The sequence below is a fragment of the Jezberella sp. genome, assembly GCF_964834465.1.
In genome coordinates, this window is sequence record NZ_CBAZRM010000023.1 from 1 (window position 1) to 20,611 (window position 20,611).

The 20,611-nt window shown below is 51.1% G+C and carries 26 protein-coding genes; 6 read left to right on the forward strand and 20 right to left on the reverse strand.

Translation table 11 applies throughout. The features are described 5' to 3' along the window. Positions 1 to 59: 59 nt before the first annotated feature. The 20 genes from AC1W8Y_RS14160 to AC1W8Y_RS14255 all read right to left on the reverse strand — a co-directional run bounded on the left by AC1W8Y_RS14160 (position 60) and on the right by AC1W8Y_RS14255 (position 17,969). A complete protein-coding gene (locus AC1W8Y_RS14160; RefSeq protein ID WP_482015143.1) occupies positions 60 to 896 on the reverse strand; it encodes a hypothetical protein in 837 nt (278 codons plus the stop codon). Continuing rightward, complete coding sequence (locus AC1W8Y_RS14165; protein ID WP_482015144.1) at positions 881 to 1,732, reverse strand: SET domain-containing protein-lysine N-methyltransferase; 852 nt, start codon at positions 1,730 to 1,732, stop codon at positions 881 to 883. The genes AC1W8Y_RS14160 and AC1W8Y_RS14165 overlap by 16 nt, the downstream gene beginning before the upstream one ends. Continuing rightward, on the reverse strand, positions 1,729 to 2,070 hold the full coding sequence (locus AC1W8Y_RS14170) for a hypothetical protein (RefSeq protein WP_482015145.1): 342 nt from the start codon (positions 2,068 to 2,070) through the stop codon (positions 1,729 to 1,731). Before AC1W8Y_RS14170 ends, AC1W8Y_RS14165 begins: the two co-directional genes overlap by 4 nt. Beyond that, on the reverse strand, positions 2,070 to 2,810 hold the full coding sequence (locus AC1W8Y_RS14175; RefSeq protein ID WP_482015146.1) for a hypothetical protein: 741 nt from the start codon (positions 2,808 to 2,810) through the stop codon (positions 2,070 to 2,072). Before AC1W8Y_RS14175 ends, AC1W8Y_RS14170 begins: the two co-directional genes overlap by 1 nt. Further along, positions 2,807 to 4,246 carry a packaged DNA stabilization protein gene (locus AC1W8Y_RS14180; RefSeq protein ID WP_482015147.1) on the reverse strand — a complete coding sequence of 480 codons (1,440 nt, stop codon included), beginning with the start codon at positions 4,244 to 4,246 and terminating at the stop codon, positions 2,807 to 2,809. The genes AC1W8Y_RS14175 and AC1W8Y_RS14180 overlap by 4 nt, the downstream gene beginning before the upstream one ends. Continuing rightward, on the reverse strand, positions 4,243 to 4,962 hold the full coding sequence (locus tag AC1W8Y_RS14185; RefSeq protein WP_482015148.1) for a phage adaptor protein: 720 nt from the start codon (positions 4,960 to 4,962) through the stop codon (positions 4,243 to 4,245). The genes AC1W8Y_RS14180 and AC1W8Y_RS14185 overlap by 4 nt, the downstream gene beginning before the upstream one ends. A gap of 9 nt (positions 4,963 to 4,971) precedes the next feature. Then, complete coding sequence (locus tag AC1W8Y_RS14190) at positions 4,972 to 6,135, reverse strand: tail fiber domain-containing protein (RefSeq protein ID WP_482015149.1); 1,164 nt, start codon at positions 6,133 to 6,135, stop codon at positions 4,972 to 4,974. Between the two features lies 1 nt (position 6,136). Then, complete coding sequence (locus AC1W8Y_RS14195) at positions 6,137 to 6,523, reverse strand: hypothetical protein (RefSeq protein ID WP_482015150.1); 387 nt, start codon at positions 6,521 to 6,523, stop codon at positions 6,137 to 6,139. A 15-nt stretch (positions 6,524 to 6,538) separates the two neighbouring features. Then, a complete protein-coding gene (locus AC1W8Y_RS14200) occupies positions 6,539 to 7,045 on the reverse strand; it encodes a hypothetical protein (RefSeq protein WP_482015151.1) in 507 nt (168 codons plus the stop codon). 78 nt (positions 7,046 to 7,123) lie between these two features. Continuing rightward, entirely contained in the window at positions 7,124 to 8,377 is a 1,254-nt protein-coding gene (locus AC1W8Y_RS14205; RefSeq protein WP_482015152.1) for a P22 phage major capsid protein family protein, read from the reverse strand. Between the two features lie 10 nt (positions 8,378 to 8,387). Further along, positions 8,388 to 9,185, reverse strand: a complete 798-nt coding sequence (locus AC1W8Y_RS14210) for a hypothetical protein (RefSeq protein ID WP_482015153.1) — start codon at positions 9,183 to 9,185, stop codon at positions 8,388 to 8,390. Between the two features lie 48 nt (positions 9,186 to 9,233). Next, positions 9,234 to 9,893, reverse strand: a complete 660-nt coding sequence (locus tag AC1W8Y_RS14215) for a hypothetical protein (RefSeq protein ID WP_482015154.1) — start codon at positions 9,891 to 9,893, stop codon at positions 9,234 to 9,236. Between the two features lies 1 nt (position 9,894). Continuing rightward, positions 9,895 to 12,396 (reverse strand): tail fiber domain-containing protein, encoded by a 2,502-nt coding sequence (locus AC1W8Y_RS14220; RefSeq protein WP_482015155.1) that lies wholly within the window; start codon positions 12,394 to 12,396, stop codon positions 9,895 to 9,897. A 12-nt stretch (positions 12,397 to 12,408) separates the two neighbouring features. Then, positions 12,409 to 14,604: a portal protein gene (locus AC1W8Y_RS14225; RefSeq protein ID WP_482015156.1), complete on the reverse strand. Its 2,196-nt coding sequence runs from the start codon at positions 14,602 to 14,604 to the stop codon at positions 12,409 to 12,411. Beyond that, positions 14,597 to 14,863 (reverse strand): hypothetical protein, encoded by a 267-nt coding sequence (locus AC1W8Y_RS14230; protein ID WP_482015157.1) that lies wholly within the window; start codon positions 14,861 to 14,863, stop codon positions 14,597 to 14,599. The genes AC1W8Y_RS14225 and AC1W8Y_RS14230 overlap by 8 nt, the downstream gene beginning before the upstream one ends. After that, a complete protein-coding gene (locus AC1W8Y_RS14235; protein ID WP_482015158.1) occupies positions 14,848 to 16,203 on the reverse strand; it encodes a phage terminase large subunit in 1,356 nt (451 codons plus the stop codon). The genes AC1W8Y_RS14230 and AC1W8Y_RS14235 overlap by 16 nt, the downstream gene beginning before the upstream one ends. A gap of 4 nt (positions 16,204 to 16,207) precedes the next feature. Beyond that, entirely contained in the window at positions 16,208 to 16,681 is a 474-nt protein-coding gene (locus AC1W8Y_RS14240; protein WP_482015159.1) for a hypothetical protein, read from the reverse strand. Between the two features lie 29 nt (positions 16,682 to 16,710). Beyond that, complete coding sequence (locus tag AC1W8Y_RS14245; RefSeq protein ID WP_482015160.1) at positions 16,711 to 16,944, reverse strand: hypothetical protein; 234 nt, start codon at positions 16,942 to 16,944, stop codon at positions 16,711 to 16,713. A 4-nt stretch (positions 16,945 to 16,948) separates the two neighbouring features. Further along, entirely contained in the window at positions 16,949 to 17,464 is a 516-nt protein-coding gene (locus AC1W8Y_RS14250) for a hypothetical protein (protein ID WP_482015161.1), read from the reverse strand. Positions 17,465 to 17,600: 136 nt separating this feature from the next. Further along, positions 17,601 to 17,969, reverse strand: coding sequence for a hypothetical protein (locus tag AC1W8Y_RS14255; RefSeq protein WP_482015162.1), 369 nt, complete (start codon positions 17,967 to 17,969; stop codon positions 17,601 to 17,603). Between the two features lie 455 nt (positions 17,970 to 18,424). On the opposite strand from AC1W8Y_RS14255, the gene AC1W8Y_RS14260 reads away from it, so the two are divergent. From AC1W8Y_RS14260 to AC1W8Y_RS14285, 6 genes are all read left to right on the forward strand, one after another. Next, positions 18,425 to 18,739 carry a hypothetical protein gene (locus tag AC1W8Y_RS14260; RefSeq protein WP_482015163.1) on the forward strand — a complete coding sequence of 105 codons (315 nt, stop codon included), beginning with the start codon at positions 18,425 to 18,427 and terminating at the stop codon, positions 18,737 to 18,739. Then, entirely contained in the window at positions 18,740 to 19,270 is a 531-nt protein-coding gene (locus tag AC1W8Y_RS14265; RefSeq protein ID WP_482015164.1) for a hypothetical protein, read from the forward strand. Between the two features lie 82 nt (positions 19,271 to 19,352). Continuing rightward, positions 19,353 to 19,619: a hypothetical protein gene (locus tag AC1W8Y_RS14270; protein ID WP_482015165.1), complete on the forward strand. Its 267-nt coding sequence runs from the start codon at positions 19,353 to 19,355 to the stop codon at positions 19,617 to 19,619. Between the two features lie 61 nt (positions 19,620 to 19,680). After that, complete coding sequence (locus AC1W8Y_RS14275; RefSeq protein ID WP_482015166.1) at positions 19,681 to 19,827, forward strand: hypothetical protein; 147 nt, start codon at positions 19,681 to 19,683, stop codon at positions 19,825 to 19,827. 77 nt (positions 19,828 to 19,904) lie between these two features. Then, positions 19,905 to 20,114 carry a hypothetical protein gene (locus tag AC1W8Y_RS14280; RefSeq protein WP_482015167.1) on the forward strand — a complete coding sequence of 70 codons (210 nt, stop codon included), beginning with the start codon at positions 19,905 to 19,907 and terminating at the stop codon, positions 20,112 to 20,114. Between the two features lie 38 nt (positions 20,115 to 20,152). Further along, positions 20,153 to 20,461, forward strand: coding sequence for a hypothetical protein (locus AC1W8Y_RS14285; protein WP_482015168.1), 309 nt, complete (start codon positions 20,153 to 20,155; stop codon positions 20,459 to 20,461). The last annotated feature ends 150 nt before the right edge of the window (positions 20,462 to 20,611 follow it).

Sequence of the window (20,611 nt, forward strand, 5' to 3'; positions counted from 1 at the left end):
GCAGGTTTGGTGGCTCAACCGGTTTAATCCCGAGGCTGATAGATGGGTCGATTGCCATGTTAGTCGCCCCCTGCCAGCATGTCAGATATGCCACCAGCAGCTTGGTTAACTTGGCCCTGCGTTGTCCATCCGCCATTTAGCGGGACGAGCTGGTTATTCTGCGCGTTGTTGATCATATTATACTGTAGTGCACTGTTGGTAGTATTGCCTATAGCACTTGTTAAGGCGTTTGCGGTGCCCACGGTGCCAGCAGCCTGTGCCGCTGCCGCTGAGGTGGAGAAGTTACCCGCATTTTGCGCCGAAGCTAACCCGGTGGTGGCCTGCTGTGCCGCAGAGTTCTGCCCGGCCTGCACAAGGCCCGCCACGCGACTTGCGTTGTTCGCCGCCGCATTGTAGTTAGTCTGGAAAGTTTGTTGCGCCTGGTTGTAGGCTTGCCCATACGTTTGACTTGCTAGACCAGTCGCATAACCGGCTGCATTTTTAACGTCTGCTCCTGAAGTTCCAAGGCCACGTGCGGCAGCTGAGTTGTTCACGCCTAGTAGTCCCTGCTGCATGGCGAACTGGTAACCAGGGTAGTTTTGTAGGTTTGATGCGTTAAAGTTGAAAGTCTGGTTTAGCGGGCTACTAGAATTCTCCGATAAACCTGTTAAATTTCCGCTGGAATTATATGTAGGGTTATATCCCATAGCTTGGGTCAACGCATTGATCGATCCCGTACCCAGTGACGTGAAGGGTTGGAGATTCGCGTTTTCCGTGTTGAACATGTTCATGGTGTTATTCGACGCGTTATTGGCTGCATTGGCCTGCGTCTGCGCCGCAGACTCTGCACCATTCGCGCTAATCGCTGCGCCTGCAACGCCTCCAACAACAATAGCTCCTGCTACCCAACCTGACATGGCATCTCTCCCTCTATCGTCAACCCAAAGTTGACACGCATCGACATGCGATAATCAATAAGGATTTCCTCATTGACCTGAATTTTTTTCAAGGCACAGGCCCATATGTCATCTCCTTCTTTCACTGCGGTCGTGTTTGGAACCAATGAATGATTGATAAAGCGGCCAGCAGGGGTGCGCTTCCCACTCAAACGACCTGGACAAATAACCTGGCCTGTCTCAAACTCACGCAGTGCAAAAAGCCCAGTGCCATGTATTTGTGAATCTCGTAGCTCAACCCCGTATCCATCGGGCATTGGAATTAGGTCATGTTCAATCTTCACAATCTCATCCATCTCCTGCTGTGATAATCCAATCTGGCCCATGAACTTTTCAAAGTCTTTCCGATCTCGTGCGATATCAGCGCCAACCCGGTTTTCGCCAAGTCCGCAGGTTGGTACAGCATAGATACGGGACTCTATTGCGGTGATATCGGTACCATTATCCTCATTGTTGTAGATGTCTATCCAGACGACCTCTTCGCCCAACACCCGGCCTACGCGACGTGTACCGGCCCTGGAATTAAATTCGCATGGACCGACGAGCATCTTAACCCCGTCATCGGTAGTCACCGCAATAGTACCTCGCTCAATGCGCACGCGATAGTCTGTCAGGTGCTCCGCGCCGGTAAGCACGGTCCACGGCGGGATTGTAATCGTGCGCTCATAGAGGCCAGGGAGGAATCGATGAGCCGTCTTGATAGGTGCCTGCGGCATCTCCAACAGTGCGCGCTCTAAAGTGTCGATGCTAGACGAGGCCGTTGCCAGGTCGCCGATTAACGATAATTCGTGCATCATGAGTGAAATACCCCATTCATAAAATGAATCGTCAGATCGCTGGCCGTACCTGCCTCGGCGTAGAGCATGTCACCCGCTGCCATTTCCGGCAGGTCAGTATCGAGCCAGTCATTTTGTGCAATTGAGACCGCATTAATCAAGATATTTCCGGCACCTGTACCGCCTGCCGCCGGTACAGCCCAGAGCGTCGCCGCGATAGGCCCCGTCGTATTGTTTGTCACGCGTACACGCCCGTTAAGCAGTATCGTTGTCGTTGGGTTAGCCGGTACTGTAGCGATAAGCGTCGCGCTATTGGGGATTACTACAGGGGCGAACCACTTTTGGTATGAATAAGCCATTATTCTCGAATCTCCGCGTTAGTGATTACCGTATAGATCGCGGTGTTGATGATATACGCCACGGCATAGTACGGAGGTAGGTACGGCGCCCCAACCGGGGTATTAGCATCACTTGGCGTGTCCGTCTGCGTTAGACTGACTACAGCCGTGGCAGCGCCGGTCACCGCGAATGTGCTAAGTGTGGTTGCTGTAGCCTTGTCATAACCATGCGTGTGCGCTGGAAGTTGGTCAGCGGAAATCGTTGTGCTGCCCCCTGTCGCGCCCACGGCGTAGGTACCGCCAGCACCAATTACAAATAGGTTTTCCATGTTTGGAGTACCATTTGTTCCGTCACAGAGCTGCCACCCAGTAGGGATGCTGCCAACCGCACCAACCCAGAGTTGAATTAATGTTAGAGCTGGGTAGATCGCGCGCGCCAGAACCAACCGGGGAACCGGTGTCGGCCGCATTGTTGCCACCTGGTCGGCTAGAGCAGCTAGCGCACGACCTAGGTCAGGCGTCGTTGAAGCTACTATCGGCTCATCAGACAGTCCTTGTGGGAGCATACCAGGGCGGGTAGACTGAATTTCAGCATATTCTATTTCAGTTGGATCCTGTCCCAGTGTGCCACCCGTGCGTTGAAACAAGTTTATCAAAAACCGGAACCACGCCGGATCCCATGCACATTGACCCGTCTGCAGGTTGACGGTCATGGGGGAGACGTTAAACTGAGGAAAGTTAGCATTCAGGCTGGTACTCATGACATCCCCTTCCTAAACTCTAGCCATGCGCCGTTTAACGCAACATCCGCTGGAACTGACCAGGACGCCTCATAGACGCGCCGACGGCCATAACCCATTCTCCAGAGCGTCGGGCGTGTTTGAAAAGCGCCCTGGGCACCCAATGCGATCTCAACAGCCTCTCCCCACGTATTGCCCCCGTCGTCGGACCAGCGCAGGCTGACCTGCGGCGCGGCGTAATCTCCCGTTGGCAGGCCTTGGCCAGCAGACATGTCAAGAACCAGCTTATCGTAGATAATCCGCACGTCATCATCGAGTGTAGGGAATGACCGCAGGCGCACGATTGGCTGGGTGTTGTCCGTGAAGGTATCAGGGTCTAGCACGTATAGGTTGCCGTTGGTGCGGTCGCCGCAATAAATGGACCCATACGCCTGCGCATAAAACAATGGCAGCACGGCATTTTCAATGCCGTTATTGTCGGTGTATGCCTGCTCGTGCCATTCCTGCTCAGCCATGTCATAGACCCAGGTTGCGTTGGCTGTCGGAAACGTCAAAACGTAGAATGGGTGCCCCTCTACCTGGGCGATGCTACCGACCGCATCGGAGACAACCTCATATTGTGCTAAGACTTCTTCAATCGCGTGCGTTGAAACACGTACCGCATTGTAGGACATGCCCATGAACACGATAAGGCGACCACTATTTTCTTGTCCGAGCCAGAAAAGTTTTATGTCAAACCGTGCCACGCTATATGTGGCAGCAATGCCCTGCTGGATGAACACGCCAGGCATAATACCGAAGGGGAAGTCAGATGCTCCCGTATCATAATAGATATCGGTTGTTTTATCGCCAAACAACCAAAGTTCACGGTGCATCGCGGCTATAGCGCGCAGAGTATCCGCGCCACCCGCCTTGCTGGCAAAGTTTGGCAGGATGGTAAAAGTTGCGGCGTTGATGTCAGAGATATAAAACTGGTTAGTGTTCGGAGAATTTAAAATGAAATAACCGTCGATAAAGACTACGAAATTCCCACCTGAAAATCCCGGATCGGTAATAAGCTGCCAGGTGGCAGGTACCCCAAGTTGAAAACTGAACCCATTATTTGTGCCATCGACCACGATCATCATATCACCACCATCAAGACCATTGTCACACATTGACACGGGGCCTGTGGAGGTCGTAAGCTGGCCCATGACAGTGTAGACTCCTGCATCTGTAACAAGGTAGACCATATTCCCATGTACAGTATACAACGTTCCATCCGTCGCTGCGTATTTGCACCGCTCAGGAAGATTATTGGGCGCTACACCTATATAGCGTAGGCCAGGACGTGGATAGGTCGTTACCGAAGACTTAGAATCTTGTTTGTTGGCCTCGGGGTACAGATTGAGGCAGCGCTGTGCATCAGCGATGACACTGCGGGCCTGATAAAAACCTCCTTGTAGGGTCAGTTTCATGTGGACCGGTCCGCATAAATGTTGTAGTGCCCCTTGCGGAGTAACGTGGCATCAATCGCCAGCATACCAATTTGCGTATTTGGCCGCTGCATTGCCTTGACCGCCATTGCGCGACGGAATGCCAAGTCACGGCTAACAGGGAATGAAAATAATGTGCATATCCTAACGGCCAACTCGTAGAGTAAGGCGTTGCTGTACACGGGGGGCAAGTTTGGTGTATCGGTCAAATAGCTGAACGCCGGCAACACCAGCATGATCTGCATAGTCACCGTGTAAATACTATTTGGCACCGGCCACACATAGAGATTACCCAGTGGATAGGCCGTGTCAAGGAAAATATACTCAGGAAATGAGGCCAATGTCGGAAGAGCAATGCGCGATTTGAAGTCCTCATGAGAGTGGATAACTCTCAAAGGATATACAACCCCATTCTGCGTGAATTCCGCACTTTCGATTTGCTTCGGCCAAGGCGTATTAATATCCCCGCCGACACCGATTGTATAGGACTGCGCCCCGGTGCATGGGAAGGTTACATCGATCAACTGGAATACATCCAGGCGATTGTTAGACCACTCTGCCAGCAACAAGTTGAGCGTATCAAAAATGTCTTGCACATCATCTGGCTGCAATGCCTGACCTACGCCTAGAATACCGGCGTTTTTAGCGGCCAAGTTAATCATCCTGGCAACATTGAAGGGGAGTGCTTGGGTTGACATATTAGGTCTTTAAACTTTTCGTGCCATTATAAATAAGCATGATATAGCGCTTATGCACGCAAATATAGCTACCACCCACAGTTCTCTTATATGCCGCTCTTGCGCTTGTATCGCGCCAACAAGAACGGCAGTAAGCTGCATGTATCGAACACCGGCGACTGTACCATCTGGGAATTTTCCAACCAATCGGTCATCAACTTTCTGCACTTCTTCGGCGATTAAGCCAACTTGCTCACCAAGACCAAGTGGGTTATTCTCTTTTTTAAGTTCATAGTGGACCGGGCGCAGGGCCATGATAGTATTTAATGAACCGTCTAAGTCATGGATCAACTTTTTTACACGTTGGGTAGACGAGAGACAGGCTAGGGTGGTGTCAATCGTAATATTACCTGTGGACGTTGTCCAACACATCGATCCGGTAGTAGCCGAACTTGACGAAGCGAGACCAGGCATTGTGACAGCCCCAGACGCCGCAAATGTTCCTGTTACACTGGCCCCAGTTGTCAATACCGACACCACTGGAGTTGAAAACGTGCTGCCCCCAACAGACGTCGAAGGAGTAATTTCACAGCCATTGTTGAGGTTGAACTGACACCCTATTAGCCAGTAGGTATGGGTTGAGGCTGGCTGGAAATTAATGTATGGCGCACCCGCCGAGGTTTGCAGTGTCAGTGCAACATTGCTTGCCCCGTTATTGAAGGTCTGCCCTCCAGTAAAGGTCTGAGCGGCATCGGTACGAGCCAACGTTGCGCTGGTTGTGGGGAAAGTATAGGTCTGTGCATCAGTTGTCGTAAATGTAGATGTGTGGTCAAATGTTGTAGTTTTACCAGCCCCCAGTGCCAAAGTACCGGTTCCGGTAGACAACGTGTTACCGTTAATTTTTGTGTTCAGAATTCCGGTAGATCCCCACGACCCGCCATTGGCGAAGTTTTGGTTTTGCTGAAATGTCTGAGCGATATCCGTTCTTGCTAGATACGGACCTGTCCAAGTAGTGCCACCTGGTCCATTAAATTGAATGTTCTGGTTGAACATGATTGAACCAGAGTTTGCATTGCCCGTTCCGCCTTGTGCTGACGATACCGGTACTTGAATTTGTGGGGGCGTAATTTGGCCTGTGGCGATCGAGCTAAACAAGCTACCTGCAACTAATAATAACGCGTGAATAATTTTCATGTTAGCTTCCAATTGCTGCAAATTTGGTAGTTCCGCTATTGCTAAGCCCATACAGACTATTCGCCAGCCCGAAAGGAAAGGTGTATGAGGCGGTAGGCAGCAATTCTATGTCATTCGTAGTCGCTGGAGTATTAAACGACAGGTATAGAACATTGAGCGGGTCGGTGTTCTGCACTGTGACCTGTGAGCTAAATACTCCGCCAGGCACAACGACCTGCCCCCCTGTTCCATTGACAGAACCGCTTTGACTGACCCCTATTTTAGCAGGGGCTGCTACACTCTCCACTGCCATTACCTGCGCAAAGTAACTGTCATTTCCCGAAATGTCCTTATATAACCGAGGGAGATTGTTTTGGGTATCTGGAACACTTTGAATAACGTCTGACATACCGACCCCCTCTAGTTAGGCCGACTCAGCCGTGTTAGCTATTTGATGTTCTTGAATGGCCTCAATTAACCGACTCGCGCGCCAACCTGATTTAACCTCAATGCCACTCTCCCGACAAAGTTCGCGTAATTCGGCGTAAGTTAGCTGAGTGAGGTCTACATTTTCCCCCAACTGCACAGCTTCAATGATCGCGGCGTTGGGACGATGCGTAGCCTCTTTTGCAGCCTGCCGAGAGTTATACCATCCAGCCCCAAGATCCTGCTCATCTTCCGCGGTGTCTACTACGACGTCAGTGCCATCTATATGGTATTTCCACTTTGGAAACTCCACAAAATCTGGCGATATTGTTGTAGGCGCACCAGCTACCACATTACCTGCCGGTGCATCATGCCATTCCTCGCCGAGCGCATTCTGCGCCTCACGGTTCTCAACGACCACCGCTGGCAGCGTGGCGTGGTATACATATTTTGGGAACTCAACAAATGGCGTCGATTGCGTTCCACTTACTTTATAACCTGACATTCTTTTTCTCCTTGACCCGGGTGGCACCTTGACCCGGGTGGCAGCATGCCACCCGGCATTTAGACCGACTAGACCAGTTTAGACCTTATCGGGAATACGCACAGCCCATTCAGGACGAAGCAGTTTATAACCATAGAGAATGTCAATACGCGTGATAAATTGGTCACTCTGCACGTTCCAGGATGTAGCGATACGCATAGACAAATTATCGTAAGTCTCACGATAGGCCTCGTGTACACCACGTGGAATTTCCAGGTCGGCGGTTACCATCGTTACGCACTCTGGAACATACGCGACATTCATCCGGTACTGGGCACCGGAGTTGCAATCGAATGTGATTTGAGCACCGTTGATTGGCGACGCAGTGACGGTCTGGTACTGCACCGGACTACCGCCAACCGGGGGGGTAAGCGCAGGGTAGATTGACAGTGAAGTTGCACCAGTCGCAGCATTGGCCTGTACCGCGAAGCGTTGTAGCGAGGCTGATGTCTGTTTTGTCACGCGGTTTACAGCGTAGACCCCTGCAATAGTGAACGTGTCGCCGGCAATGACCGGACCGGACAGGGCGGAAATGGTCAATGTAGTGCCGGTCTGCGAGCCGCCTGATACCGTCGGATTTGTGACATAGGCACCCGTAGTGTGCTGTAATGTCGTCTGGTCCATCATCCAGTCAAAGCCAAGGGCGTTCTTCATTTGCCCGGTCATGTACTGCTCAGATAAGCCTGTCGAAGGGTTGAAGAGGCCGGCCAGAGAGCCAACAATACGAGCCTGCGAGATCGGATCAAGCAATATCTTGCGTCGACCACCAGGGGCTGAGTTTTGGTCAAGGACGGCACCAGCACCCAAATAAGTGTCGATATCAGGGGTCAGAATATTATTTGACCCGTCAAACTTAGCTGAAAGACCGGAGCAAGATTGTTGCTGGTCTGAGTACAATGTTGAGGCCGGCACGAGACCATCGAAGGCCCCCATGATATCTGCAGCTACGGTGCCCGCGATATTGTTAATCGCGGGCATCAACACGCGTTCAGAGTAGTCATCTAAGGATAACGACCGCTCAGCAGAGCTGAACTGGATATCGACCCCTACCTGGTTCGCCATCACGAGGCTGACCTTCGTTTCATTCGTGCCTTGGATCGAGGCAGCGGGGCCACGGCGCACTGTAAAGTCATTCGGCAGGCGAATACGCAATGAGGAACCGATCTTAGCGCCAGAGCGGGCAAAATCAGCATCGTATTGGCGGTCAATTGACTTCAAGAACGCATTGGAGTTCTTGAACAAACGCAAAGCCTCGCGTGTGATCATGTCAATGGTTAGGATCGTGTTACTCATTTAATTCACCTTACTTTCTAATTGGCGCATCTCGGTTACGACGGGCCATGAAGGCATCAATTGATACCCCCGCTAGACTGTCATTAACTCCTACCCCGGAAATTGGTGTGATAGGGGCAGGTGTTCGGGACACTGGTTTAATAGATGGTTTATTTAATTCATTTCCCAACGAGGCCAATCGCACGGCCAATTTGGTAGGTGATAACCGCAACAACTCAGATGCTAGGTCTAGGTCAGTTCCTAGTTGATACATAACACGCGGTCCAATATCATCAGGCAATTCCGTTACGGCCTCTAAAAGCGTTGGCGGCATTTCCCCTAGTTGGCCCAATTGGGCTAGAGCTGCATCAAAAGATATTTGACCGTCTGACCCCTTAAAAGCACTTTTACCTGCTTCATAAAGACGGTCACAAGCATTGTTGAAAGTCTGTTGATGGGCAATCGTAGTTGCCCGTTCTTGCACCAATCTATCAATATCTGCAGGGTTAGATGCCTGTGCATTTGAATCTGGCAATCTTGTGCCGCGTGCAATCTCCAGTTCGGCAGACAGGCGGCTAACCTCACGGTCCCTTGTCTCTTCAGCTAGACGTCGCTCACGAGTAAGCTCGTTGATGCGTGCTTGGTACCATGGGGCCTTGGTTGGTTTAACAATAGGTGCGGTTGCATTTTCAGATACTGCGGGTACTACTGTGGTTTCGGTGCCTGAGTCCGATACATCTACGGGCAAATCCTCCGGTGCATGGGTCGCGATGGTCATGCGCTCATCCGTCTGAGTCACGGGTAATTCTGGCGTTGTTTCAGTATTCATGGCTTAAATCTCCAAGATAATTTACACGGTGTGAACGCGCCGCTACGTTTACGAAAAATGCTTTTCTAGGTAGGCATCAAAGTCGCCTACCCACTTCTTTGGCCCTACATGGGAACATGTGATCGTGCGGTCCACATAGACTGAAAACCCCAAGTTCTTAAGTTTTGTGCATACCACATTGTCTTCACTGACTAGTTGGCCGTCGACGATCTTCACATCAAAGATCCAACGACCCTCGCGGCCCTCATTCATATAGGGCGTTGATGAGTCCCACAAGCCCTGAAGTGCTCCGCGTGAAAGGCGGAGCATACCGGTACCAATTCCATCGACCTCAATCAGTGCTGGTATAGCCTTGTCAAACTTAAGTCCTTTAAGGTCATTGATTCGCACGTTATATATCTCTGTATCGGACTTTTTCGGTACCGCAGCACCGACCACGCCAATCGGATGGGACAGCAATTTATAAAACTGCTCTGGCTCCCATCCCTGATCTGCGTCAATAAACACCAGGTCATCAAATCCATGGTGCAAGGCCAAACGTACTAGGTCATTACGGGCACGTTGCACCAAGGAGTCATAGCTGATGTAAACTACGTGCAGTTCAACACCATGAGACAGCGCCTGGCGCAACGTGCCGTTGAGGGCATCGTTGTACCAAACATCGGTCTTACCATCATGGCACGGTGTGCCGATCATGACCCTGCGCATCTTAGACTCCTGCCAGGTTACGTACATGGTCTAACTCATTAGCGAGGTCTTTAACTGCCTGAACTAACACAGGAATAAGTCGGCCGTAGGTCATAGATAGTTGATCTGGGTTTTCATCGTCAACCAAGCGCATCCATTGCGCGTCAAATTTATCAACTACGGCTTGAGCCTGTTGAGCAATAAAACCGACCTCGTATAATACCGAGGCCTTTGAACCATCTGGCTTGCCGTCTTCATACCAACGGCGCATATCGTATTTAAATCCAACTGGATTAAGCTCGCGCACGAAATCAAGGCCAACTGGAAGATCACGAATACCGGTTTTATCACGTTGGTCTGAGTATCCAGTGATTGAAGTCACCTGAGCGCGAATCGTTGCCACTGAAGTATTTCCAAGGTCAATCTCATTAGTGGCGGTAGCTCCAGAAGCCTGCGCGCCATACCCGATACAGGTCACATTGGAGCCGGTAGTAATATTTGACCCGGCATTGACCCCTACAGCCGTGTTCTGCACGCCAGTCGTCACGCTACCCAATGCTGCATTCGCCGCAGTAGCATGCCCACCGACAGCGATATTATCGGTCCCTGTCGTCAGCACACTAAGCGCATTCGTTCCCACTGCCACGTTACGGGCACCTACAGTGGCGATGAGCAAGGTGTTGACCCCTACAGCCGTATTCTGATCTCCTGTGGTTGTAGCATTAAGCGCCTTGAAACCTACCGCAGTGTTACCCACGGTTGAGACTGCTGTAGCAAGAGCCTGGGAACCAACAGCCGTGTTGTTGATCGCGGTAGTGAGCGCGGTACCTGCCAGGTGCCCTACTGCCGTACAGTCATTGCCGGTTGTCGAAGCGGTCAATGCTGCGTTACCCAGCGCCGTGTTCCGCGAACCGACTGTTGATGCAATCAGCGCATTCGTTCCTACGGCCGTATTCTGGTCCCCTGTAGTCAGCGCCTTGCCCGCACTAAACCCAACAGCGGTGTTAGCAATTGTGCTGACTGTGCCTGCCAAGGCCTGAGATCCTACGGCGGTATTGTTGACTGCTGTGGTTGCTGCGGCCAAGGCATTGTACCCGACTGCCGTGCAGTCGTTTCCAGTAGTGGCTAAGGTCAGGGTTAGTGTACCGATTGCCGTGTTGCGAGCACCGACCGTTGAGGTGATGAGGGCATTGGTTCCGACAACTGTGTTGTTATCCCCGGTTGTCAAGGCAAACCCGGCTTTAAATCCCACTGCGGTGTTGCTGACGGTTGAGACTGCTGCCGCCAACGCTTGTGAACCAACAGCTGTCATGTTCACGCCGGTAGTTGCAGCGGTCAGGGCTAGGTGGCCGACTGCCACACAGTCATTACCCGTGGTCGAAGCTGTTAAGGCTGCATTGCCGACAGCTGTGTTTCGTGCCCCGACGGTGCTAGCCAAAAGTGTGTTGGTGCCGAGCGCCGTGTTGTTATCGCCAGTCGTTGCCGCGTTTAGTGCTTTGAAACCCACGGCTGTGTTAGCAATGGTACTGACTGCGGTGGCCAAGGTTTGCGAGCCGATTGCGGTATTATTGACCCCTGTAGTAATTGCCGCCATAGCATTGTATCCTACGGCTACACAGTCATTTCCTGTGGTAGCAGCGATCTGACTACCTGTGCCGATAGCCACGTTCCTAGCACCTACCGTATTGACCAATAATGCGTTGGTTCCGATTGCCGTGTTGTTGTCACCTGTGGTAGTTGCGTTCAAGGCCTTAAAGCCGATTGCCACGTTAGACACAGTTGAGACTGCGACTGCTAGGGCCTGAGAGCCGACAGCCACGTTGTCAATAGCCGTAGTCAGTGCTAGGCCAGCTTGATACCCAACCAGCGTATTATCATTGCCGGTAGTCAGAGCTGTGCCAGCAGATGAGCCGTCTGCCACGTTGTGGATACCGGTCGTAATGGCCTGCCCTGCCTGGTAACCAACTGCTACATTATTGGCCCCGGTAGTGACGTTTGCCAGTGATGAAGCACCTACAGCTGAGTTCTTTGTGCCGGTGGTAACGGAGCCAAGCGCACTATTACCAACTGCTGTGTTTGTTGCAGATTGCAGCAATCCTGTGCCAGTAATGACGTTAAAACCGGTAATGGTTACAGCTACGGGGTTCGTAGTAGTCGTGCAAATGCACTGTAATTCAAGAGATGTTGCAGTAGCTAGCGAAGTAACGCCTGCCAATGTCACACCGGTGCCAGCTAAGAGGGTTTGGGTGTACGAGCTATTGTTATTGATTGTAAAGTAGAACCCTTGACCAGGTCCGATAAGACCAATCTTGGCTAAAATATTTTGGGCGGTGTCAGTTGTGTCACTGAATGCTCCAGTAGGACCAGAACGGTTGATGACTCCACCCACGATTGCGGCGGCGGTAAGCGTGCCATTGCCTACCGTGGTAATACCCGTAGAGGCCATTGCCTGGCAAAAGCTAGCTGCTGCCACCTGTCCTATTACTGGTGGGTTGTCGGTTTCGACGCCGCGAAAGTTTGACATGGTATTAGGTCCTTATTGTAGAGGTGCCGCCGAGGCGGGTTGTAGTTGTTGGCCAGTCGGCGGATTACTTGCTTGTGATTGATCTTGCTGTAAATCTGCTTGCTGTTGAGCCTGCTGTTGCTGCGCCATCTGTACAATCGTCATGGCGAGATCATGTTGTGCCTGGTGCGAGTCTATACCGACCTCGTGAATAAATCTTGCACGGTCAGTCTCAGCGCGGTATGAATCAGCGTTAGCCCGGATCATGGTGCCATCTGCCTTGTCCTTGGCCTTTAACAATGCCGCCGACAAGGTCTGAATCGCATGGTCCATTTGTTGCATCTGCTGCTGCATTTGTTGAACCTGTGGATTTGGGCCATCCTCTAAAAGGCTTGGCGGAATTCCGCGATGCAGGCGCTCAGCAATGTCCTGTGCCATCGGGAAATCGGCGGCTTTGAAGAGTAAGTCACCAGCCTTTCCCATAAGTTCTTGGTTTTGACTCATAATTTGCGACATAGCAGCAAATGCTTCTTGTCGACGAGTCGCGTATGCGGGGCCGACATCACATACCACGTCGTAGCGTCCAATAGACGGATTCAGAACTTGCTTGGTCTCTTGCGTCTGCTGGTCCTGTACCTTGGCATGGGCCTGCTGTGCAGTGGGGTCAATATGTATAAAGTCCTCAACACCGTCCTCACCCAAAATGCGCATCAGGCGCGGCGTGTCAAGTACATGCGGCATAAGGTCAACCACAATGCGGCCCACAAAACGCACAGCCATCGAAAGATGGTCAATAAACTGATACGTTGCATTATCCCCCTGCCTCTGCCGCTGCTGGATAGCGACGCCAGAGGTCTCATTGCCCTGCTGCCCCATGACTGCCTGATACTGTCCCGATGCCATCATCATTTCGCCTGCAGCTAGTTTGACCCCGTCAAGATATGCTGGAGCCATGACCGGAGGCGGCGCACGCTCTGGGCGCTGAATTGGGTTACCGTTATCATCTTTCCCGTTAAACGGTAGGTATGAATAGTTAGTTGTATGCGCCGTATCCCAATACTGTTGATACCCCTCAAAGGCCTGCGCATCACCAATATATGGCACCTTAGTCTGCAAAGAAGCCTGCTCAGTCGCAGAGCTGGACCAGTAGTTATACATGCGCTGAGGGTCTTTGAGTGACCGAGTGTGACCCTTGCGCTCTAACTTGCCGTCGATAATCATCTCATCGCCTACAACTCGGACGATAGGAATATACTGCCCGAGCCACTCGCGGCGGTCAATAATCTGATCGCCAGCAATCAGAAACCACTCAACACGGCGCTTATCAACTTTGCGGATCTGTATTAGCGCATCGTCACCTTTGGCATGCGCTTTAATAGTTTTCCACACGTCAGGGTCTACATCCCCTTGCAGAATTATATTAGACTTTAAACCAGGAAACTGCGGCATAAGCTCGGCGTCAATGGCCGCGATCTCCGTAGCCTCCATTTTTACGCGGAAATACTCGGCGACACGAATGTGGTCCTTACCAAGCCACGTGCCACCGTTACCAAGCGTGAACTGCGCATCGGCAGCAGCCTGCGCACCATATTTACGCTTGAAATCGCCTTTCCGGTAGTCGACGAATACAAAGCCAAAATCGGCATCCGACCCATCGAGTTCTGTGATATCTGGATCTAGGTACACAGTCAACGGGTCTTTTACCCGTTCAATAAAAATGTCCTGGTCAAAGGTTTCATCGTTTGCATAGCTCATCTTCACGCGAACGTAGCCGATGCCACCAATTACCGCAAACTCCATAGCCGTATTGTACGCGCTTTGCGCATTGGAATGGTATTCAACATGCCGCATGTATCCGTCAATTAATTTTGCGGCCTCTACCGTCGCGCCAGAGTCAATGGGGCGAATCTTGGCCTGCGGAGGGTGCTGGCGGGAGTCATTGACGATCTGTAGACAATGCTGCCGTGTCTTATTAATCGTAAGGCAGGGGCGGTCATCAATCTCGCGATTATTACGCGTTGTATCAGGCCACTGATACATGTTATCCGAGTCGCCGTTGTAGAATTTCACATCATCGAGGAACAACTTGCGAAAGTCAGACTCCCATTGCACGCAAAGTTCAAACCGATCTTTAGCCTCCTGGACTATTACATCGTCAGGAGACGCGTCTGCCCGAGCACCGGGTAAGCCCTCTAAGTCGATTGATCGATTTTTGCCGCGCTTAGCCATGCTTTGCTGCCCCATCTTGGAGATGTTTATCTACCGCCTCAGCCGTTACCTCTATCTGCGCCTGTTTTAGAGACTTAACCACGGCATCAAGCAGGTCGGCAGTAGCTGCCAGACTTCCACCCTGCGAGCTGCGAATCTTGTCAATAGCGTCTTTAATGCGACTCTTCTGAGCAGCACGGTCAGTAGCATTTGGTGCATAGCTGCCATTTATTCGCACCGCGTCTTTATAACCATGCGCCATAATTATTTTCCCATCCAATTTGATGATCCATGCGGCCGTGCCAGGTTGCCCGACAATATCGGCGTGAGACGTTTTTTGTCTCGGGGAGCTACGAGACCTGGAAATAGTTCTGACATGCCCCAGATCATTGCGTCAGCACGGTTTGGTGATCGATCACCTAGGTATCCAGATGTACTAAAGGCACATAGTTCATCTTCCAACTCTGTGAATACCCCAACGTGCCGAATTTTACCAACGTCAGCCAATGCAGCGATGGGGTCAGCTCTTACATGCTTTCCCCGTGCTGCGGTTAGCATCTTAAACGGTACCCCGCGTTTAGCAGTCTGAATCGTATGCTGCACCATCGCACCGCCGTAGTTGACCTCAGCCACAATTACGTCGGCTTGGTGACGATCATAAGCATCTACGGCGACACGTGCCCAGACGGAGGGGCCGGCGTGCAGAGTCAGATCTTCTAGCACGTAGCCATTGCCGTCTACTCCAAGCGCCGTGACTACAATGCCAATCGCGTCGTTCTCGGGATTATCATCACTGGCACCCGATGGGTCAACGGCCACAACTACACGTAGGAACTCCGGCAATGGCAACCGCTCATCATGGCGGAATTTATCGATGTCGGCATCGTTCCATAATGCATTAGGCGTCGCGTCAGCGAACTCACCGCGCAGGAATCGGCGCTGCAGGCGCTGTGACTGGTTGCGCAGCTGGTCGAGATAGTTAGACGGCAGATTAGCCGCGTTGGACTCTGGGTTGATCTGAAAGGCCGTGTAGTCTGATGGATTAATCAGATTGACCTTAGTCTCGGGGTCGCGCTTCTCAACAAAGAGACGATAAGACCAATGTGCCTTAGACGGAGGATTGCAGTCGTAGAACATGCGCGGGCGCATCGGCGTAGTACGACCATTGAAAACCTGGTCAACCTTTTGAGCCAACCGTGTCACGGCAATATCCCGTGAACCCTGCGGAATCTGCGAGCACTCGTTAAGATAGATGGTGACGTATTCCTGCCCTAAAATCTTCTCAGTGCGCTCTTTGTCATCGAGACCACCGAACCAGATTTGAGAGCCGTTGGGAAACTCAGCATACCAGTCGGTCTTGTTGATATCGTAGCTCACGCTAGCGAAGCAAATATCCATGACTTTGGGGAAAGTATCGTGGATTACTGAAGCTTTGACGTGATTGAAGCGGAATCGCAGAATAGCATGGCGTGACCCCGCTGCTTTGAGCGCTCGGGTCACGACGTTGCGGACCAACAAAAAGGTTTTGCCGCTGCGTGACCCGCCGAAGAGCATCGCGTGTGTCGCCGTGCTGGCGATCACGTCCTGAGCTTGCTCTTGGCGTGGGGTCAGTTGAGCCATGATATTAAGCGTAAGCCAAACCCTTATCAACCAGAATGACCGGCGACACACCGGCCGTGACGCAGGTGAAAGTCAACTTGTCAATTGCCGCTGCAGTTGTCGTCAACGTGATCGAGCCGCCAACCTTGAGGTACCCGGTTGCGTAGGCCATCGTGCGGTTGCCAGTAGCGTCTTGAGTGATCACCAAGTCCCACTTCTGTCCCGCGATGAGATTCGTCGGCACGGCCAGCGTTACGTTGCCGGTAAGCGTCAGCGTGCCAACCCCTCCGGCCAGCTTCTGCGCGTCGTAGGTCTGCGTGGTGGCTACGAAAGGCACCGCGACAGGCGTAATCGCAAAACCGCGAAGATCGCTTGGCAACAGATACTCATCCTGTGGCGCTAGGCCGTTGGGCAGGTTGGTACTGCAGGGGATGCGCTCATTGCCCGTTAGAGGCCGTACCGCTGCTGGCAAGTCGCCGTTTCCATCAAAATATCCCATGTTGAATCTCCTTATATGTAGTAGTTGAGTTAGTTTTTACAGTCTTTAGTGGCCTCGCGGCGCGACATCCACTGATCCAGGCGCTCACCGGTTGGCTTGATGGGTTTGGGACCATCTCCGCGTACAGTCATCATTCCCGCATCCTTAACGCCGCTCTTCAGAGGCTTGGCCGCGTTGCCAGTGGTGTCTTTACTGCCAACCTGGTCAATCTTCTTTGCCTTAGCGATCTCGCCGTCAACGGCTGGTCCAGTCTTCATTTTCATGGTCTCATCTCTTCGCGGTTTTGTTGCGCTTGTCCATCCATTGTTCTAAGCGACTTCCGGCCGGCTTGATGGGGCTAGGTTTAGCACCCGATGTCTTCATCTCACCACTTTTAACTACTCGCGCAGGGATCGGCTTGGCGTCGTTGGACTTGGTGGCAGGCTTGCCTTTGCTGAAATCGGTGGTCTTCTTGGGGGCTGCGAGCGTCGCGGCCTTGGTGTCGGAGCCAGGCAACTTGGTGGTCACGTTGCCGGCATTGTCTTTGATAGTTGCTCTAGTAGCGTCTGCTGCAGGGACTGCGATCTTGGTTTGCTTATCAATGACTGGCACATCAATCGCGTGGACTACAGCCGACATCTTCTGCAATTCTGCGTTGGCGTGGTCCTTAGCAGCCTTGTGCCGAGCGGCGTCACTATGGATCTCAGAAGCATCCTTCAGCGTCTCCACGTCGCGGCGGGCGCGATGAGCCTTGCCCTCGGCTGTCTGCTCCCATGGTATATCCGCGCGTATTAGTTTACCCATGTTCTATACTCCGTGAGATTATACGTATTTCACTATTATTTGCGGATCTGTTCTCCGCTGCCAGCCGTCTTTCCCGGCAGTCATCATCGGACCACAAAACGCCAGCGGGTAGCCAACAGAATGGCCGGTAAATCTTTCAAATGTCCTCATCACGCGCAGCGAGGGTCACTACAATCGCCCCATTTTTGCCCGGCCCTTTAAGCTCAACATTGGCAAGCTTTGGGTGCACATATGGTGCCGCGGCCTTTGCTGCCTCAAAGCGCCGGGCATCATGCGCCAAGACGTTGGCACGGTGCATCGTAAGGATCATTTTGTCATTTGTGTTTGGCTCAGGGAGGTCAGGTTGGTGCATGACACGGAGCATAAACTCCAATGGGGATTCGCCCATAGCCGCAGCAAGCGCCAATGACGCCTCCGTGCGCTTGGTGATGGAGCCAGGTTTGCGGCCTGATCCCTCCACCTTGCCGCCGAAGCCTGGGCGCGGGCTACCGGGTTTCCCAGCCATTGAAATCTAACATATCGGTCATCACTATCATCCTCAAAATTGCAGTTTTCGCGCCTAGCGGGCCGCATATATCCCAATTATACGCCTAGCGGGCCGCATTGTAAACAAGTTGACGAAAATATTTTTTAACAGAAACAACATAATAAAACACAATAACAAAATATCTTTTTGATAAGTGTATTAAAGTAGCCCTTATTCTATATAGCTTCCTTTCTATTTATAACATAATACTTATTATTTTAAAGTTATATATAGAATTAAGAACTTAGTATATAATATATATACCTAATAATACGATGTAATATATAAAAGTAATGATTACAGAGTTTATTTTAAAACATGGCTAATACGGAGAATCTGTAAAGCACTTTATTGTGTATGTCCTTTAAAATCAAGGACTTAGCCATTAATTCAGGCAATTTAACTTCGGTAAATAACATAAAAGAGGAGTAAAAATGACAACAATTCAACGACTTTTTAAGGCACTCAGTGTTCTTCACGCTAACCTTTCTACCCCCGATGACCCCGCTATTCAGCATTCACATGCCCTTCTTCGCGGCCTTTTGGACCAAGAACGGGACAAACTGGTGGAGAAAAGACTGCGCCGCAACGTCAAAAAACATCGTCATGCGGTCCTACGCCGGCTTATAAACCCCGCAAAAGTATCCAGTGATGTTGCCAAATCCTCCCCTGAGCCGACCCGCGAGGAGGTTGCAACGCAGCGAAAAGCGGTTCTTCAACGCCTCCTTGATTTACAAGGAGACAATTAAATGTCTTCGCATAAACCTGCTTTGCGCCTTATTACATGCCTAATTGACAAACTTATTGCTAACCAGCCGACCGCTTGGCCCGATGTGCTGCAAAGCTACAACGCCTTGCTGAAGGACCTGGCGACGGCCAAGGCTGTGGATCTTAAAGCCACTGATGGGCGCGCAGGACCCTGGGATGAGGAGCGGCGCGCCCGGTTCGCGGCTGCGTTGGCTGCAAAAAAACTGGCGGCAAATACGAGCACCACAATATATATGCTGCTCCCCCGCGGCGAGCTACGCACCCTTACGCTAGGCGAGGTCGTGGGTCTCGTACCACTGCGCGCCATGACGATTAAACAACGCCTCACGAGCCAGGGGGGTATGCTGGCCACGCGGCTAACTATGTCAAACTCCCCTGTGTTGCTGACCCATGATCGGAACTTGCTTGATGACCCCGATGCCTGGTTCTACAGCCGCCACCCAAACCTTGAGCCGGGTGACGGTCACACGGAGGCCCCGTCATCCCGCGGTTTGACAGCTCCAACAAAATAATTTGAAAATAAAGGTTTACAATAGCTGAAACCAGTATATAATTACTACATCGAGTCAACAAACACAAAGCCAGGAGATTAAAATGAAAATTACAAATACTAAGGTAACAAGCATTCACACAAATGCACTTGCAAGAGTATTGAATGTATCAGTAAAAACGAAAAATGTTCCGAGTAAAAACAAATACGGCGTAAAAGAAGTTTTTACCATCGCTGGACACGAGTTCGCAACGCGGAAAGCATTAGCTGAGCACTTAATAGCTGTAGCGAATAACATTCTTGAGAAAGATAAAATCGCTCAATTATTGAAAATTACAAATTCTGCCGGTTTTGCCTGTTTTTCGGCTTGAAAACCAATAACCTAACATCCTAGCCCGCGAAATCCGGGCTAATCAAAACCAGGAGATGAACATGAGCCGTCAAGAACATAACGAATTATTCACCACTGAGGCTGAGGCCAATGCTTGCATCGAATGGTACGCAGAGCAAGGTGACGCATTCGACGATCCAAAAATTGAGGAGCGAAACGGGAAATTCGTCATCACGGCAATGTATTAACCCACTGACGAGCCGGTGAAATCCCGGCGAAACGGCCCAGGCCGTATGGGTATTTTAAATAAGTTGATGAGAAAATCATGACAAGCACAATCAACTATGCAATACAAGGTCACTTTGACTACATTAATGGGACTGATGCTGGTGACGAGGCAATTAACACCTTAATTCGCGCCAGATTTGACGGTAAAAGTGACATTGAAGCGGAGGTCATGGCTTGCAACATACTGCAACGAGCAGGTTACAATGTCAATGGCTCAAAATATTGTGTAAATTTCGTCGCCGCTTAATCATGCGTAATTCTAATTATTAACAACGAAAGAAGAAAATGAAAGAAAATGAAATTTCAATAAATGGCGTAGATTACGTTCGCAAAGATTCTATCTGCGAAGGTGATATTAAAATAATTGTCGCAGATCGCGGATTCGTTTATGTCGGACAATGCGAGGAATCCAGCGACTTTATTTTATTAAAAAACGCAAAAAACATACGCGTATGGGGAACAACTAAAGGGCTAGGCGAACTAGTGAACGGCCCGCTTAATAAAACGAAACTTGATTTAGTGGGAATCGTAAAAATTCCTGTCAGAGCAGTAATCGCAATAATCAGTGTGGATTCCGCGAAATGGACGGCGTAATAACCCTGGACGGGTACGGGTACGGGTACGGGTACGGGTACGGGTACGGGTACGGGGACGGGGACGGGGACGGGTACGGGGACGGGTACGGGGACGGGTATTAAGGCGTTGCCCCGGCTAAACGGGGCGCATTTTTAAACTGAGCGGACA

Bases quoted from the DNA above. Each gene is read 5' to 3' on its own strand.
- AC1W8Y_RS14160 (WP_482015143.1), bottom strand. From the start codon at position 896: ATGTCAGGTTGGGTAGCAGGAGCTATTGTTGTTGGAGGCGTTGCAGGC.
- AC1W8Y_RS14165 (WP_482015144.1), bottom strand. From the start codon at position 1,732: ATGATGCACGAATTATCGTTAATCGGCGACCTGGCAACGGCCTCGTCT.
- AC1W8Y_RS14170 (WP_482015145.1), bottom strand. From the start codon at position 2,070: ATGGCTTATTCATACCAAAAGTGGTTCGCCCCTGTAGTAATCCCCAAT.
- AC1W8Y_RS14175 (WP_482015146.1), bottom strand. From the start codon at position 2,810: ATGAGTACCAGCCTGAATGCTAACTTTCCTCAGTTTAACGTCTCCCCC.
- AC1W8Y_RS14180 (WP_482015147.1), bottom strand. From the start codon at position 4,246: ATGAAACTGACCCTACAAGGAGGTTTTTATCAGGCCCGCAGTGTCATC.
- AC1W8Y_RS14185 (WP_482015148.1), bottom strand. From the start codon at position 4,962: ATGTCAACCCAAGCACTCCCCTTCAATGTTGCCAGGATGATTAACTTG.
- AC1W8Y_RS14190 (WP_482015149.1), bottom strand. From the start codon at position 6,135: ATGAAAATTATTCACGCGTTATTATTAGTTGCAGGTAGCTTGTTTAGC.
- AC1W8Y_RS14195 (WP_482015150.1), bottom strand. From the start codon at position 6,523: ATGTCAGACGTTATTCAAAGTGTTCCAGATACCCAAAACAATCTCCCT.
- AC1W8Y_RS14200 (WP_482015151.1), bottom strand. From the start codon at position 7,045: ATGTCAGGTTATAAAGTAAGTGGAACGCAATCGACGCCATTTGTTGAG.
- AC1W8Y_RS14205 (WP_482015152.1), bottom strand. From the start codon at position 8,377: ATGAGTAACACGATCCTAACCATTGACATGATCACACGCGAGGCTTTG.
- AC1W8Y_RS14210 (WP_482015153.1), bottom strand. From the start codon at position 9,185: ATGAATACTGAAACAACGCCAGAATTACCCGTGACTCAGACGGATGAG.
- AC1W8Y_RS14215 (WP_482015154.1), bottom strand. From the start codon at position 9,893: ATGCGCAGGGTCATGATCGGCACACCGTGCCATGATGGTAAGACCGAT.
- AC1W8Y_RS14220 (WP_482015155.1), bottom strand. From the start codon at position 12,396: ATGTCAAACTTTCGCGGCGTCGAAACCGACAACCCACCAGTAATAGGA.
- AC1W8Y_RS14225 (WP_482015156.1), bottom strand. From the start codon at position 14,604: ATGGCTAAGCGCGGCAAAAATCGATCAATCGACTTAGAGGGCTTACCC.
- AC1W8Y_RS14235 (WP_482015158.1), bottom strand. From the start codon at position 16,203: ATGGCTCAACTGACCCCACGCCAAGAGCAAGCTCAGGACGTGATCGCC.
- AC1W8Y_RS14240 (WP_482015159.1), bottom strand. From the start codon at position 16,681: ATGGGATATTTTGATGGAAACGGCGACTTGCCAGCAGCGGTACGGCCT.
- AC1W8Y_RS14245 (WP_482015160.1), bottom strand. From the start codon at position 16,944: ATGAAAATGAAGACTGGACCAGCCGTTGACGGCGAGATCGCTAAGGCA.
- AC1W8Y_RS14250 (WP_482015161.1), bottom strand. From the start codon at position 17,464: ATGGGTAAACTAATACGCGCGGATATACCATGGGAGCAGACAGCCGAG.
- AC1W8Y_RS14255 (WP_482015162.1), bottom strand. From the start codon at position 17,969: ATGGCTGGGAAACCCGGTAGCCCGCGCCCAGGCTTCGGCGGCAAGGTG.
- AC1W8Y_RS14260 (WP_482015163.1), top strand. From the start codon at position 18,425: ATGACAACAATTCAACGACTTTTTAAGGCACTCAGTGTTCTTCACGCT.
- AC1W8Y_RS14265 (WP_482015164.1), top strand. From the start codon at position 18,740: ATGTCTTCGCATAAACCTGCTTTGCGCCTTATTACATGCCTAATTGAC.
- AC1W8Y_RS14270 (WP_482015165.1), top strand. From the start codon at position 19,353: ATGAAAATTACAAATACTAAGGTAACAAGCATTCACACAAATGCACTT.
- AC1W8Y_RS14275 (WP_482015166.1), top strand. From the start codon at position 19,681: ATGAGCCGTCAAGAACATAACGAATTATTCACCACTGAGGCTGAGGCC.
- AC1W8Y_RS14280 (WP_482015167.1), top strand. From the start codon at position 19,905: ATGACAAGCACAATCAACTATGCAATACAAGGTCACTTTGACTACATT.
- AC1W8Y_RS14285 (WP_482015168.1), top strand. From the start codon at position 20,153: ATGAAAGAAAATGAAATTTCAATAAATGGCGTAGATTACGTTCGCAAA.